Raw genomic sequence first — 13,024 nt, 5'->3', positions numbered from 1 at the left:
CAGCGTTATAGAGTCAGTTTTGAGTTTCAGGAGGAGGAGAACAATTGAGTCAATTCGGATTATCCGCGGCTAATTTGGGCATCGGCATCGTCCTGTTATTTATTGTGCTGGTTGCCGGTTACTTTGTATTCAGTAAAATCACCCGTTATGATGACAGCGAGGAAATGGCGCGCGGCAACGAAGCGGCAGGCATCTACATGGGCAGCAAAATGCTGGGTTTGTGCATCATTGTCGGCATGGTGTCCTTCAGCACCCATTCCTGGGCGGATATGCTGATCTGGTCGGTGATTGGCATCGTGATCCTGTCCCTGGTCTATGTTGTTTTCGACTGGGTGACGCCGCGCACGAAAATTTGCGAGGAAATTGCAAAAGGCAATGTGGCCCTGGCCCAGTTGCTTCGCTCGATTATTATCGGCGTCTCGCTGGTTATCGGCACATTTTTAATGTAATTATTCGGGTTAAAAGAGCGAGTATCAATGGCTGATTGCCATCAATACTCGCTTTTAACGGTTATCACAGCCGCTAATGGCTCCAAGAATGTTGATTTCAAATTATAGCGGTTGCCATGTCGCTTATTTCGCTTGAACGGAGCATTTTTGGCCTAGATTAAGGCAAATAACGTTGATCACGACCGTTAGAATTTAGAAAAGGCATTTTTTCGTAAAATAGCAGCGGCTGCAACCGTTAGATTTCCGGCGGGTGGAATATCGGCTCGTAAACCTGAGTTTCGACGAAAATCTGAAAAGTAGGTACAAAAGGTCGAGGACAGGGGGAGCTTAGACCTGTTCTCGACTTTTTTGCTTACAGAAATCGCCGGGGATTGGCGATTTCTTTCTGATTTAAGTAGGGACATGCACGAAGCAAATTTATTATCATTGAAATTTGGGGTCAACAGCGATGGGAGGAATGGTTCGTTCTCGGAGCGTCAGCCCTTCTGGGGCATCACCTTCGACTACACACGCTCGATACGCTCGGTGAGGCTTTCCCCGGACAGGTCTTCTCCTCCGGGAAGGCCGTTGTTCCCCTCAGGTTCCTCTGTCGCGGCGGCTTCCTCCGTCAGGGAGAGGATCTGCCTGCGCAGATTCAGCATTTTCCGATCCAGGTCATCTGCCGCTTTGGCGGCTTCGGCCAATTCAGCGACGACATGCTCCGGCACCTGCTTATCAAATTTATAGTACAGAATGTGCTCAAGGCTTGCCCAGAAATCCATCGCCAGTGTCCGGATCTGGATCTCCACCTTCATCCAGCGTTTGCCCTCAAACAGAATAAGCGGCACTTCCACGATCAGATGCAGGCTCTGGTAGCCGTTGGGCTTGGGCTGTGCAATGTAATCCTTGACCTCTTTAATGCGGATGTCCTCGCGTGTGCACAGATGATCGTACAATCTGTAGATGTCCTTCACAAAAGCGCATACGATGCGCATTCCAGCAATATCATGAATCTGAGTCAGAATATTGTGGATGGTCACCTCGTAACCTTTGCGCCGGACTTTTTGGATCATGCTTTGCGGCTCCTTGATCCTTGTCTTAATATGCTCAATCGGGCTGTAGCCGTCCTGAATCTTCCATTCCGTCTGGATCAGCTTGATCTTGTTCTTCAATTCCTCCAGGGCGAGCTGGTAAAGGACAGGGATTTTCTTCCACTCGTCTATTTGCTTGCTCAGGTCCTCGTTCAGCTCAAGATGGTGCTGAAATTCCTGGAGCGGCAGAGGGGTGTGGTTTAACAGCTTCTCTGGTTCATTCACAAGGCATTTCTCCCGGCGGGCCGCACGGCAGCCTGATTTCATCAGGATATCGTCAACGATCATACTGCAGTGCGGCCGTTTTTAATTCATGTAGCAATCGCTTTAATTGTACACTATAACAAAACCTGTGAGCAAAAACGGTCAGCGTGCCGGTACGCTGCGTGTGGCCTCCTGCATGGGTGAAGAACATAACGGGCATAAAGGAGGAGACTCGGCGGCTGCCGCTATTTCATTTCGTGCATAGCCGGCGTGCTTGATGTCCTTTCTGATCCACGCGCTGCAGGCGGGAGAGGAGCAGTTCCATACGGGAACGGTGATCATTCGCGCCTTGCTGTCGCGTGTCTGGGCGCCGGGTTTGACTTGGGCGGCAGGTCTGGCTTGAGCACCGGGGCGCTGGGCATGCGGGTCCTGACGTCCGGAGGGTGCGGACGGCTTGACGCCATATGCTTCGAGCAAAAAGCGCGACACCGCGGCAGGTTTGCCGTGATTGGCGGCAGGCGATGTGATGTACAGCATCTGCTTTGCCCTTGTAACTGCCACATACGCCAGCCGCCGTTCTTCCTCCAGGAGCTGTTCAGGATCAGCCTGAGCGCCGGGCGTGACAGGAGTCAGCAGATCCTCCGGGGGCTCCTTGCCGAGGGAGGTGCTGTGGGGAAGAATGCCTTCGCTGGCGCCGATCAGGTAGACGCAGGGGAACTCAAGACCTTTGGCCCGGTGGATGGTCATCAGGCTGACAGCGTCGCCATCGGCGGCGTTGCGCAGCGATTCCATCTCCCGGTGGCGTTCGGACAGCTCGTCCGCAAAGGCTACAAATTCCTCCACCGAGTCAAAGCGGCGTGCGGCCGTCTCCAGTTCCTCCAGGCTTTCCTGCAGCGTTTCTTTATAGTGTGTCCAGGTCCCGGGGTCCCCGCTTTCCAAATATTTATCATAAAATACCCTGCGCATCTCCTGAATGGCCATTAGAGGTTTCATTGCCGCCAGATTTTTGATCAGCCGGATGCGCTCCTTGACCTGCTCCTGCTGGAAGTCGCGCAGCCGTTCCCAGCGGGTAAGATGAATCAGCGGGTACTTCTTGGCCTGCTTCTTCTCTTCCTTCTGGATATGCTCCATGCCGGCCTCGCGCGGAACATACAGCGGTCCGAGCGCGCTCGGGATGCATTCCATGCGGCGGGGGTTGAGCGCCAGCCGCAGATGGTCCATCAATGGCCGGACCAGGGACTGATCGTAGAAAACCGTGCCGGCTCCGTACTGGATGAACGGAACATCCCGCATCACCAGTTGCTCGAAGATGGAGCGGCTGCCGCTGGCTGTGCGGTGCAGAATGGCAATATCGCTGTAGCGTAATGTTCCTTCCTCCACCTGGCGGAGCAGATGGGACACGACATGGATGGCTTCCTCCTCAGGATTGGACGGAGTGAAGAACTGCGGCTCCAGTCCTTCCCTGCCAGCGGAGACAAGCCTCTTTGCGCGACGCTTGCGGTTTTTGGCCACGATGCTGGAGCCGAGGCCCAGAATTCTCGAATCACTGCGATAGTTGATGTTCAGTGTAATGACTTTGGCGTCCTTATAGACCTTGTCGAACTGCAGTATGGATTCCTGACGGGCCCCGTTAAACGTGTAGATCGTCTGGTCGTCGTCGCCCACCACCATCAGATTGCGGTGCTTGGCGGCCAGCCTGCGCACCATCTCATATTGCAGCGTATTGGTATCCTGAAACTCATCGACCATAATATAGGCAAAACGCTTTTGCAGCGGAAGAAGCACCGCGGGATCGTGCAGCAGCTTGGCCGCCCGCAGCAAAATGTCGTCAAAATCTATCTTCTGACGCTCTTTCTTCCAGTCCTCATAGGCGAGCAGTGCCTGTTTTGCCTCCCTTTCCTCCTGGCTTGTCTCCGGCAGCTCGTGTGTGGAGCGTCCTTCCGCTTTCCACGCCGACAATGCGGACAGCAGCGTTTCCGGCTGATAAGCCTCGCTGAGGCGAAGCTGGCGCAGCAGCATTTTCATGACCGTGTGCTGGGCCTGGGTATCCCCGAAGATGTCCTCCGTCACTCCCTGATGGCGGAGCAGGGCGAGGGCAAAGGAATGGAAGGTGCGCGCCTGCACGGACCGTGCCGCAGCAGGCCGTATGCCGGGAAGAAGCGCGATCCGTTCCTTCATCTCGGCAGCGGACTTGCTGGTGAAAGTCACGAGCAGAATGGCCGAAGGGGATACGCCGCGCACCGCCATCAGATAACCTGCGCGGGCAGCCAGTACCGTCGTCTTTCCGCAGCCAGCCCCGGCCAGGGTCAGCAGCGGGCCAGGGCCGTAACGAACCGCCTCAAGCTGGGGTTTATTCAGCAGAATTCCGGCCTGTTCAAGGGCGCGGAAATAGAAGGCGTCCGGCTCATTCTCCCCGACAAGCTGAACGGTCGTATCCGTCGAAGCAAGCCCTGCTTCCGGGAGGGGCAGATGATATGAAACCCCGAGAGGGCGGGGGTAAAAACTGGTGTTTGAATCCATACGGTGAAACCTCACTCATTCTAATATCTTCCATTTTCCCAAGAAGGGATAGTTTTTGGTATGATAGATCTGATTACCTTGAAGCAATATTTTTTAGAACTCTATTATACCGGAGATTGACTTGTCCCGACAGGTTTCTCCATTCTTTTCCGACATGGGAGAGACATGATTGGGTACAAAGAAGTTTCCAGCAGCAAAGTTATCTATTATAGTAGATTATAGAAATTTATAAAATCTAAAATCTTAATTAAGGAAATTTAGCTGTTTATGGGATTGGGATCAGGCTGAGGAAGCTGTCTGTCGACCACCCCATTAGCTGATAGGAGGATTTGTATGAATCTGTTGCAAAAGATTAAAGACGGCGCCAACAAAGCCACTGAGAAAGCACAGCATGCTGTGGAAATCCAAAAAATGAACTCACAAATCGCCACGATACAGCAGGAAATGGATGTACATTTTTTGAAGATGGGGCAAGTCTTCTACGAAGGCTACCGTCTTCGGGATATGTCGGTGGCTGAAACTGAAATGACCCGGCTGTCACAGGCCTGTGACGAGCTGCAGGAGGAAATCGACAGCATTCGCAGCCGCATTGCGGAGCTAAAAAACGAACGCTTGTGCGAATGCGGCGCGTCTGTGCCGCAGGATGCCAACTTCTGCCCGAAATGCGGACGCAAGCTCGTGGACGAGAACGCGTCGCATCAAGCGGCCGCTGCGCGTGAACAGGCTCCGCAGTTCAAGGACAGCACTCTTTTCGGATATGTGGATCATGAGGCGGAGCATCCATTGGAGAAAAAGCCGTTCAATACGCCTGAACTGGATGAGGATGATGTAACGCATTCGGACTTTACACCTGAGGAAAAGGCAGAATTTGATGCGGAATGGGAGCGCCGCCGCAGCGAGGACTTGGAGCATGAACGCCAGCAGGAGCTGGATGAGCGTATCCGTTACTGGAAATCCAACAATCAGAATGAGGAGGCGGAGCCAGTGGAGACCCACTCGGCCAGGGGATTGGTGAAGTGCCAAATCTGTACGGCCGAGCTGCCCAAAGGCTCCAAATGGTGCCCGCGATGCGGGGCGGAGCAGATTTGATGCAGCCGCGCCGGCAGTCCTATGCTAGCTGGCCGGTTTTTGACAGCATGGGAGGACGGAAAGTATGGAACAATTGCTGCATCATTTGAAAAATCTCGGCTTTACGGATCTGGAAGCGAAGGTGATGGTTGAACTGGCGCAGAGCGGAGCGGCTTCAGGCTACGAGGTGTCGAAGCGGACAGGAGCCTCCCGCTCCAATGTATATGCGGCGCTGCAGAGACTGGCAGGCCAGGGCTTCCTGCGCACAGGCGAAGGGGACCCTGTCCGGTATAGTGTGCTGCCGGTGGAAGAGCTGACGCGCATCATTTCCGGCAGGCTGCGGGAATCTTTGGAGACGGTGGAACGAAAGATGCCGCGGCAGGGACAGGAGCGGGCTCCGTTCCACAATGTGGAAGGAGACAGGGATGTGATGGCCAGCCTTGCGCGCGAGCTCGGCCGGGCGAAGCATGAGATCGTCGTGGATGTAAGGCGCGAAGAAGTGGCGTTGGTGCTCGATCAGTTGGAACAGGCGGAGCAGCGGGGAGTCAGGGTGCTCTGGGCCTGCGACAACGGCGAAGCGGCGCTCGGCCAGTGGCTGCCGCGCGGCGCTTTTGAAGCTGAGCCGATACCGGCGGGGCGCAAATTTTCGTTTGTTGTTGACCGTCGCTGGTGTATGCTCGGCATGAGGGGAGACAGTGGGGCAACGCAGGCTGTCGTCACGGAGCATCCGGTTATGACAGAGCTGCTGCTGAATCAATTTGCCCAGGATGTCGTTCTCTACGAGATGGAAAACGACATAGGCGCTGAGCTCTCTGCCCGTTACGGGTGGCGGTACGAGGCGATCATCGGCAAATATGTTTCCGGTGGGCCGCGAAGTGTCTGAAATTCCGCCGCAATGAGATGAGACGGATTAGGGCAAGCTGGTACCATCGGGGTAATAACGGGGAAAAGGAGCTATGCAGAGATGGAGTGTATCGTTCATTTTCGTGTTGTGTATGAGAAGGAGACCAAGGAGCTGCGCGGTTTGATTCTGGTGGAGCAGGGGGGCAAACCAAGCATTGAGCAGATTATTGCCATGCTCGGCAATATGGGCTACGAGGTTCGCCAGGACTCCGCGGATGAGCTTGTGTTCAGGCCGGCGGATGCCGGAGCCGGTTACCGGTATATCCGGATTACGGAGCTGGATACGGGGGAAGAGGTATACCGGGAGGACCGCCATTTGCGCATGCTGCTGGAAAATCTGCTGCCAGGGCATTAATCACTCTAACTACTCGCTAATAAAAAACATCCGCCGGTACAATCCCCGGCGGATGTTTCTTTTTTGGATAAGTGCCCGTTTTTGTAATAATCCATCAAGCTTTCTGGCCTGCTTCCTCCAGCATGGAGGTGCAGTGCGAGCAGCGTACAGCCTTCAAAGGCACCTCTGACAGGCAGAAAGGGCATTCCTTTGTTGTTCTCTCTTCTTCCGCTTTCTCCGCCTTCTCCTGCTTGCGTCTCAGCATGTTGATCCCTTTCACCAGCAAAAACACGCAGAATGTCACAATCAAAAAGTCAAGCATCACATTAATGAACTGTCCGTAGGCTATGACGGCTGCGCCTGCCTCCTGGGCTTGAGCAAGGGGGAGCCGGTTGCCCGCCGCATCGGTGGTCTTGTCCGAGTCCAGCGAAAAGTAAAGGTCGGAGAAATCCGCGCCCCCGAGGATTTTTCCGACTGGCGGCATAATGATGTCATTAACGACAGAGGTCACAATTTTATTGAATGCGGCCCCGATGATAACGCCGACCGCCAAATCAATCACATTGCCGCGCATTGCAAACTCTTTGAATTCCTGTATAAAACCTTTGCCACTCATAAAATGCAGTTGTCTCCTCTCCTGCAGCTGATTCACATCAGCGTCCTGCATCTATTGTACAAAAATCACGGCGTTTGCAAAATATGCGTCAGGTCTCAGTCTTTATTTTCCGCTGAGCCTTCGCTGTACTCGTGACATTGAATTCGGGAAAGTTGAAAGTATATTCGTTCAGCTACTCACGGCTGCGCGTAGATTTATCCAGGCTGGCGACCGAGTGCCCATTATTGTCGATTTTTTGGCAAATGGGGAAGTGACTTTTGCAGAATAATATCCCAGCTGTTAAAATAGATATAGAATCATAACTATGTTGCGCACGCCCGCCTGGATATGGATTCTGGCGGTTATGTGTGTTGGGCAGGTTTAATGAAAGCAGGAGGTAAGAGCACGATGATTTTAAAAAATTGGAAACTATGGACCAGTGCCGCACTGACGGCGGCGCTGTTGACGGGCGTTCAGCCTGGAGTAAGCTCCGCGGCGCAGGCGGAAGAAACGGCCGTGAAGCTGACACAGCCGGCCTTTTGGACTGCTCCCGCTCTCCCGGCTGCCGGCGAACAGAATGGCACCGAGCAGGCAGTGGAACGGAGCGTGCATGCCGTGCCTGATCAGGGGCTCGTCTATGTTTTTACCCGCCAGGCTGTAAGTGCAGGGCAGGACAAGGCAGGTTATTTGGATATTTTGCAGGCTTATAATGATCAGACGGGTGAGTTGAAATGGCAGTACGGACTGCATAAGGAAGGCAAGCCCTACACTGCAAGTACCCAACTGATGTATACAGAGTCCGGGGAAATCTATTTTTATGCTCAATACACGGATGGAACGTCCCGCATCCACGCCGTATCGTCGAAAGGGAAGGATCTGTGGGCTCAAGAAGTCGAAAGCGGCAGCAAGGTTAGTCTTGTTAGCAGCAGCAAGCTGCTTGTTTATAAGGAAAGCGAGCCTTCCTGGGACGGATCGGTATCCACTACATTTACCCAATATTCTGATACAGGCAAGTTTATTACCCAGAGTATGCTTGGCGGCACAATGATTTTCGCTGGGGACGGCAGGGTCGTGATGAATGCGGACCGAAAGGTTAAGGTTGATGAACAGTGGCAGGATGACCCTCATCCGGATATTAAAATATTGGATGATTCCCTGAACTTATTGGATTCTTATACTTTCCCTACCACCACCAAAATTTACGGAGCCGGAAATCCGGTGATTGTGCTGGATGACGATACGCTGCTCATTCGGGCTGTAAGCGACTCACAAGGAAACATCCTGCTCGGATTCAATAAGGATGGGGAGAAAAAGTGGGAGCGCCTTATTCCAGAAGGCGCCTTGATTGAACAGGCCGGTGCTGGAAGCTATGCAGTCTATGCTGATGGTAAAATCGAACTTTACAATGCATTCAACAAGATGGCGGAGCGCACGTTTACCTATGATCCTTCTAATGCAGTGAGCATGGAGCAGACTGAAGAAGGCAAGCTTCGGCTGGTTCTTGGCTCTGATGTATATGTATTGGATCCACAGACCCTGAAAACCGGTAAATTATATAAGCTGGATTATCAGAATAGCACCTACGATACGACGGATAAAGCTGTATTCTCGATCGTGAACAACCAGCTTGCGAAAGGTTTGGTCCGTTAAGCGGCAAGCTGTAGTAAATTAGCACTACATTTTCAAGGAAAAAAGCCCCGAATCGGGGCTTGTCTGGTATAATTAGCTAGTACAACTTAACGGCTAACAAGGGCGGTCGGCTAATCTCCCGGAAGGGAGGTGAGGCTATGGAGGTTTTTCAAGCATTGTCATTGATGTTCATGTTTGGCATGTTCATTATTGCTTTGCTGACTTACCTTAAGAAATAGACCGCCCGGACAAGGAATCGGTCTATTTCCAGCACTGAATTCCGACAGCCAACCGCTCTTTTAGCGGTGTTGTACGGGGACCGGCTGCTACCGGTCCTTTTTCTATTCTTATGTTACCACATCGAATTTAGTCTAAGCAATAAATGTTCTTTCCGAATTTTAGTGATAAGGATAAAATTCGGACGCGATGATATGGGAGAAATCAAGGGTGTCCAGGATGCCCGCTCTTCTTTTCCTTCCGCGGGTGCGTAATTTTTCCCAGCTTATCCGTGTCGTTTTCTTTGGGAACGAGCCGCTCATCCGTCCTTCCTTCATGGTGGTTGTCAAAGGAGTATTCGGTCAGCTTCCATTCGCTCTTTCCCAGTACCAGATCCGCAGGAAAATGCTGCCCCCGCTTCAGATGCTGCTCATGGCCGTCTTCATCCTCATACACGCCGTCAACTTCCACATTTTCTCCCGATAGTGGAAGCATATCTTTATCATCAGAACTCATAATGTCTCCTTCCGTCACGCGTTCTCCTGGTTAAAATACCCGCCTGAAAAATAAATTATGCAAATTTCAAACGGAGGCGGTGACGGGAGCAAACCATTTGCTCATGATATCATCGGCGATGGTTTCGGCAGCATAGGGCTTGCGAAGTCGGCTAACCGCCTGCTTCATCCGTTCTGCCTGCAAAGGATCCGTGAGCAGCTCACTGGCCTGCCCGATCAGTTCCTCTGCATGGCGGGACAGCAGTGCCGCGCCCTTTCCTTGCAGATAGAGGGCGTTATTCAGCTCCTGGCCCGGAACCGGACGGTAGATCAGAATCGGCAGTCCGGAGGCGATACTTTCGGCAAGGGTGATGCCGCCTGGTTTGGTGATAACCATATCGCTCGCCCTCATCAGAGAGGGGATGTCTTCCACATACCCGAAGGTATGGATGTCCGGTTGCCCCGCAAATTCCTGATCCAGCTCGGACTTCAGCGATTCGTTCCGGCCGCACACGATCAGCACGCGCACATCCGGCAGGCGGATGAGGCCGCGGCAGATATCGCGAATGCCCGACAATACGCCGAAGGCTCCGGCCATCAGAAGCACAGTCCGCTTGCCCGGAGCCGCATATTCGTCATTGTCCGGCAGCAGCAGCTCGTCTGCTGCCCCGCAGAATGCCGGATGGATCGGTATGCCGCTGGCAACAACCCGGTCGGGGTGAACACCACGCGCTTCTGCTTCCCGTTTCATATCCTCGGTCGGAACATAGTAGCGATCGATATCGGGATGCAGCCAGCGTCCGTGCAGATCAAAGTCTGTAAGCACATTGACGATCGGTAGATTCATGCCCGTCCGGCGTCGCAGTGCAGGCAGGGCCAGCTGCGGGAAGGTGTGAATCACCAGATCCGGCTGCACATGCGTCAGCGTCTCCTGCAGCTTGCGCATGCCGAAGGAATGCAGCACACTGCCGAACGCGGATCTGGCCTGCATATCCTTCGTCAGGTTATACACCCAGCCGTAAATTTGCGGAATTGTCTTAAAGCTCTGCATATATACAAATTTGGTCAACTCATTCAGCATCGGATGGGCCTCGGCCATCAGGTCCAGCAGGACAACCTCGCAGCTGCCCCGCTTGCGGAGTGCGGCTTCAATTGCGCGTGAGGCCTGATAATGCCCGTTGCCGTAGCTGGCATATAAAATCAGAATTTTCGGCGTTGCTTTCCCCATGTTGATGCCCCCATTATCAGCCATCTGTCTTTTCATTGTATTCTCAGGTTCAGTTCCCGGCAGCAGATTCCGAATTTAAGCATATCACGGGAAGTCAGATACAAGCCAACATGTCCCGAAAGCCCCGCATTTCGGGATACTTGTCCCGGATGCTTTCATCTGCACGAACAAGCAAGTGCTCGTCTGCGCATGGTTTGTCATGCAGTACCGAGGGGACACGCGGGAATACGGCGGCTGGTACATTGGACATGGAATTTACTTGTCCACGGCGCGGTTCCCCTTTTTCCGCCAGTATTGTTGGATGGAAGTATTATAGCCTGTTGAACCAGGATAAAAGTAATATTTCTGTAACGTTTGTGAAACAGCCGTTTTCTTTAATATTCTGCTGATGTTTGTAAGGTATACTGCAATTAGTGTACCGAAACAATTTACCCAAATAATTTACCGCCGTAAGTCCGATGTATATTATAGTTACCTGTAGTACAGTACTAAGAAAAAATAGACAGAAAAATGTGACTTTACCCGGAAAGTGAATCTGACTCCTGAATATGATATAATGTGGTTGTGATTCAGGCAGAAGCGATTCGGGTAAGTCCAGTGTCAGGTATACGTCCATTTGGATCGTTCCCGACCTAAGCTGTGTTCTACTTGCTACTTCAATGTATATGACGTAATGACTTTGCAGCATTCTCTTCAACGAAGCATTTATTTCCAACGTTTTGGGAGGGAGTTAACATGGCAACGAAAGGTCATAATGAAGTAAAAGAAAGCCTGCGGGAGATGACTCGAATTTTTCGGCCAAAGGATCCCAAAAAATTTGTGAAAGAATACGTACGCAAGTACCGTATTACCGGAGGGTATGAGGAGGAACTCACCCTTGTGGTGGAGAATGAACTCGGCAAACTGAATTCTTCTGTCTCTTGAGCCTTAATTCACTGATAAATATTTCAGCGTATCGGCAACGCCGTCCTTTTCACGTTAGTGTGATAAGGGACGGCTTTTTTGTGTTTTCTGCAGCATGGACTGTGAAATTTTAGTAAAAGGTTGACGGAGGAATAAGTAGTTAGTATATTGTGTATAAAGATATACACAGTGATCACACTAACAGAATAGATGCGGATGAAGGGGGTGACGGGATGACAGCTTTTAAACAGGCATGGAAAATTACCGTGCGCGAGCTTTGTTCAGACCGGTTTATGGCGGTGTGGACGTTAATATTTATGGTTTATCTTGCAATAACGACTTCGTTTTTAGTAGATGCCCAGCTGGATAGGGAGAGTTTTAAAAATCCGGTTGCCGATTGTATGCTGCTTGCCTTGATTCCATTTCTCGGGTTTGTGTTAAACAGCCGGGCTTTCAAGTATCTGCAGGAGGATTCATACACACAGATGCTGGCATACCTCAGACTGCTGCCGGTAGGAGCCAAGACTGTGGTTGCGAGCCGGATTCAGCAGGCCATCATAGCGTTTTTGATGAACGGAGCTATTTACTTTGTGGTGATGTTTCTGTTTGTAGAGCCTTTTCGCATGATTCGTTCCCCTGGTTTCTATGTGGCTTTCGCGCTCACCTGGATCGGTTACGGAATGATTGTGAGCAGCTTGTACATGTATGTGGAATTTCTGGTCAAAGGGAAAACGTATTTTTGGCTGACGCTCGGAATTATGGGCTCGTCCGTCATTGTCGCGGCTATCATCAGAATATGCGGAGGAAATATGATTTTATGGACAAAAGATATGAGTCTTGCATGGGGAGCGGCTTCACCGGCCATGTGGGTGGCGTTGGCGGCAGGAGCGGCGATGATGCTGTTATCTTCGCGGCTGATGCTGCGCAAGCTCATTGTGCGTGATCTGGCTTAAAAGGCAAGGCCGGGCGGGCGTTGGCAGAAGGGCGGGGGTGAAAGAAAAAGGATGAATATACCGGTGCAAATTGATGAGAACAGCGCCGAACCGCTGTATGCACAGATCAAGAAGCAGCTGAGATCGCTAATCATCTCAGGTCAGATCCCTGAAGGCACACTGCTGCCTTCCATAAGGGAATTTGCAGGATCTCTGAACTGCAGCGTCATCACCGTCCGCCGGGTGTATCATGACCTGGAGAATGAGGAACTGCTTCGTACCCGGCAGGGAACAGGCACTTTTGTGGCGAGCATTGGTTCGGATTTAAAGGAAAACTACCGCCTTAAGGCGGTTAAAGAGGCGATAGAGCAGGCGGTCAACACGGGTGTGGCGGTGCAGTGCAGCGAGGAGGAGCTGAGGGTTCTGTTCGAAGAGGCGGTTGCAGCAAAATACGGGACAGCGAAGGAGAAGGGATAAGG

General features: G+C 52.1%; 15 protein-coding genes. 9 read left to right on the top strand and 6 right to left on the bottom strand.

Annotated features, from left to right (window positions below; translation table 11 throughout):
* Window positions 1-44 precede the first annotated feature (44 nt).
* Window positions 45-449 carry a DUF350 domain-containing protein gene (locus ACI1P2_RS09510; protein WP_355319067.1) on the top strand — a complete coding sequence of 135 codons (405 nt, stop codon included), beginning with the start codon at window positions 45-47 and terminating at the stop codon, window positions 447-449.
* A gap of 503 nt (window positions 450-952) precedes the next feature.
* On the opposite strand, the gene ACI1P2_RS09505 is transcribed toward ACI1P2_RS09510, so the two are convergent.
* Both ACI1P2_RS09505 and ACI1P2_RS09500 read right to left on the bottom strand, forming a co-directional pair.
* Window positions 953-1,744 (bottom strand): GTP pyrophosphokinase, encoded by a 792-nt coding sequence (locus ACI1P2_RS09505; protein WP_355319189.1) that lies wholly within the window; start codon window positions 1,742-1,744, stop codon window positions 953-955.
* A gap of 141 nt (window positions 1,745-1,885) precedes the next feature.
* On the bottom strand, window positions 1,886-4,243 hold the full coding sequence (locus tag ACI1P2_RS09500) for a UvrD-helicase domain-containing protein (RefSeq protein ID WP_355319065.1): 2,358 nt from the start codon (window positions 4,241-4,243) through the stop codon (window positions 1,886-1,888).
* Between the two features lie 333 nt (window positions 4,244-4,576).
* Here ACI1P2_RS09500 and ACI1P2_RS09495 point away from each other — a divergent pair, with 333 nt between their 5' ends.
* The 3 genes from ACI1P2_RS09495 (at window position 4,577) to ACI1P2_RS09485 (ending at window position 6,569) form a co-directional block, all read left to right on the top strand.
* Complete coding sequence (locus tag ACI1P2_RS09495; protein WP_355319063.1) at window positions 4,577-5,332, top strand: zinc ribbon domain-containing protein; 756 nt, start codon at window positions 4,577-4,579, stop codon at window positions 5,330-5,332.
* Between the two features lie 64 nt (window positions 5,333-5,396).
* Window positions 5,397-6,194 (top strand): TrmB family transcriptional regulator, encoded by a 798-nt coding sequence (locus ACI1P2_RS09490; RefSeq protein ID WP_355319061.1) that lies wholly within the window; start codon window positions 5,397-5,399, stop codon window positions 6,192-6,194.
* 81 nt (window positions 6,195-6,275) lie between these two features.
* Window positions 6,276-6,569 (top strand): hypothetical protein, encoded by a 294-nt coding sequence (locus ACI1P2_RS09485; protein WP_355319059.1) that lies wholly within the window; start codon window positions 6,276-6,278, stop codon window positions 6,567-6,569.
* Window positions 6,570-6,663: 94 nt separating this feature from the next.
* Here ACI1P2_RS09485 and mscL read toward each other — a convergent pair whose 3' ends face one another.
* The gene (gene mscL, locus ACI1P2_RS09480) at window positions 6,664-7,164 is read right to left on the bottom strand and encodes a large conductance mechanosensitive channel protein MscL (RefSeq protein WP_355319057.1); all 501 of its coding nucleotides are present in this window, start codon (window positions 7,162-7,164) and stop codon (window positions 6,664-6,666) included.
* 387 nt (window positions 7,165-7,551) lie between these two features.
* On the opposite strand from mscL, the gene ACI1P2_RS09475 reads away from it, so the two are divergent.
* On the top strand, window positions 7,552-8,793 hold the full coding sequence (locus ACI1P2_RS09475; protein WP_355319055.1) for a hypothetical protein: 1,242 nt from the start codon (window positions 7,552-7,554) through the stop codon (window positions 8,791-8,793).
* Between the two features lie 137 nt (window positions 8,794-8,930).
* Complete coding sequence (locus ACI1P2_RS09470; protein ID WP_355319187.1) at window positions 8,931-9,011, top strand: putative holin-like toxin; 81 nt, start codon at window positions 8,931-8,933, stop codon at window positions 9,009-9,011.
* Between the two features lie 202 nt (window positions 9,012-9,213).
* On the opposite strand, the gene ACI1P2_RS09465 is transcribed toward ACI1P2_RS09470, so the two are convergent.
* From ACI1P2_RS09465 to ACI1P2_RS09455, 3 genes are all read right to left on the bottom strand, one after another.
* Complete coding sequence (locus ACI1P2_RS09465) at window positions 9,214-9,504, bottom strand: transposase (RefSeq protein ID WP_355319053.1); 291 nt, start codon at window positions 9,502-9,504, stop codon at window positions 9,214-9,216.
* Between the two features lie 66 nt (window positions 9,505-9,570).
* Window positions 9,571-10,710, bottom strand: a complete 1,140-nt coding sequence (locus ACI1P2_RS09460) for an MGDG synthase family glycosyltransferase (protein WP_355319185.1) — start codon at window positions 10,708-10,710, stop codon at window positions 9,571-9,573.
* Window positions 10,711-10,804: 94 nt separating this feature from the next.
* Window positions 10,805-10,960 (bottom strand): hypothetical protein, encoded by a 156-nt coding sequence (locus ACI1P2_RS09455; RefSeq protein WP_355319051.1) that lies wholly within the window; start codon window positions 10,958-10,960, stop codon window positions 10,805-10,807.
* Between the two features lie 485 nt (window positions 10,961-11,445).
* Between ACI1P2_RS09455 and ACI1P2_RS09450 the strand changes: the two genes are divergently transcribed.
* The 3 genes from ACI1P2_RS09450 to ACI1P2_RS09440 all read left to right on the top strand — a co-directional run bounded on the left by ACI1P2_RS09450 (window position 11,446) and on the right by ACI1P2_RS09440 (window position 13,022).
* Window positions 11,446-11,634, top strand: a complete 189-nt coding sequence (locus ACI1P2_RS09450) for a hypothetical protein (protein WP_355319050.1) — start codon at window positions 11,446-11,448, stop codon at window positions 11,632-11,634.
* Window positions 11,635-11,846: 212 nt separating this feature from the next.
* Complete coding sequence (locus ACI1P2_RS09445) at window positions 11,847-12,566, top strand: hypothetical protein (RefSeq protein WP_355319049.1); 720 nt, start codon at window positions 11,847-11,849, stop codon at window positions 12,564-12,566.
* Between the two features lie 51 nt (window positions 12,567-12,617).
* Window positions 12,618-13,022 carry a GntR family transcriptional regulator gene (locus ACI1P2_RS09440; RefSeq protein ID WP_355319047.1) on the top strand — a complete coding sequence of 135 codons (405 nt, stop codon included), beginning with the start codon at window positions 12,618-12,620 and terminating at the stop codon, window positions 13,020-13,022.
* The last annotated feature ends 2 nt before the right edge of the window (window positions 13,023-13,024 follow it).

The organism is Paenibacillus jiangxiensis (genome assembly GCF_046098255.1).
Classification (GTDB): domain Bacteria; phylum Bacillota; class Bacilli; order Paenibacillales; family Paenibacillaceae; genus Paenibacillus; species Paenibacillus jiagnxiensis.
The sequence above is the reverse complement of the archived record's forward strand: the minus strand, read 5'-3'. Positions and strand labels throughout refer to the sequence as shown.

Coding starts and splice junctions, on each gene's coding strand:
- ACI1P2_RS09450 (WP_355319050.1), top strand. CDS start 11,446: ATGGCAACGAAAGGTCATAATGAAGTAAAAGAAAGCCTGCGGGAGATG.
- ACI1P2_RS09440 (WP_355319047.1), top strand. CDS start 12,618: ATGAATATACCGGTGCAAATTGATGAGAACAGCGCCGAACCGCTGTAT.
- mscL (WP_355319057.1), bottom strand. CDS start 7,164: ATGAGTGGCAAAGGTTTTATACAGGAATTCAAAGAGTTTGCAATGCGC.
- ACI1P2_RS09490 (WP_355319061.1), top strand. CDS start 5,397: ATGGAACAATTGCTGCATCATTTGAAAAATCTCGGCTTTACGGATCTG.
- ACI1P2_RS09470 (WP_355319187.1), top strand. CDS start 8,931: ATGGAGGTTTTTCAAGCATTGTCATTGATGTTCATGTTTGGCATGTTC.
- ACI1P2_RS09460 (WP_355319185.1), bottom strand. CDS start 10,710: ATGGGGAAAGCAACGCCGAAAATTCTGATTTTATATGCCAGCTACGGC.
- ACI1P2_RS09500 (WP_355319065.1), bottom strand. CDS start 4,243: ATGGATTCAAACACCAGTTTTTACCCCCGCCCTCTCGGGGTTTCATAT.
- ACI1P2_RS09495 (WP_355319063.1), top strand. CDS start 4,577: ATGAATCTGTTGCAAAAGATTAAAGACGGCGCCAACAAAGCCACTGAG.
- ACI1P2_RS09465 (WP_355319053.1), bottom strand. CDS start 9,504: ATGAGTTCTGATGATAAAGATATGCTTCCACTATCGGGAGAAAATGTG.
- ACI1P2_RS09485 (WP_355319059.1), top strand. CDS start 6,276: ATGGAGTGTATCGTTCATTTTCGTGTTGTGTATGAGAAGGAGACCAAG.
- ACI1P2_RS09445 (WP_355319049.1), top strand. CDS start 11,847: ATGACAGCTTTTAAACAGGCATGGAAAATTACCGTGCGCGAGCTTTGT.
- ACI1P2_RS09475 (WP_355319055.1), top strand. CDS start 7,552: ATGATTTTAAAAAATTGGAAACTATGGACCAGTGCCGCACTGACGGCG.
- ACI1P2_RS09455 (WP_355319051.1), bottom strand. CDS start 10,960: ATGTCCAATGTACCAGCCGCCGTATTCCCGCGTGTCCCCTCGGTACTG.